This window comes from Dactylosporangium sucinum, assembly GCF_014647515.1.
In the GTDB taxonomy this organism is placed as follows: Bacteria; Actinomycetota; Actinomycetes; order Mycobacteriales; family Micromonosporaceae; genus Dactylosporangium; species Dactylosporangium sucinum.
The window spans coordinates 267,360-267,742 of the sequence record NZ_BMPI01000005.1 but is presented as its reverse complement, the minus strand read 5'-3'; positions in this window follow the sequence as shown (position 1 = coordinate 267,742).

The window sequence follows — 383 nt, the reverse complement described above, 5'->3', positions numbered from 1 at the left end:
CGCGGCCGACCCTCGCGCGGCCGACCCTCGCGCGGCCGACCCTCGCGCGGCCGACCCTCGCGCGGCCGACCCTCGCGGGGCCGACCCTCGCGGGGCCGACCCTCGCGGGGCCGACCCTGGCCGCCCCAGGCCCAACCGAGGCGGACGCCGCTCACGCCGCCCCGCGTATCCCTCACGCCGCGGTTGCCCGCACCGGGTTTTCCCGACAAATCGGATATGTCGCCCGAATCTGGCTAGGTCTCGACGGTCGGCAGCGCCTCATCGCGGCCACCGTCCATGATCAAGGGAAAGATCTGGTCGTCCTGGCAGCCAAAAGTCTCCATGGATCATGGAGCAGGCTCGAAGGGGCGGCAGGTTCGAGAGGCGCGGGTTCGAGAGGCGCG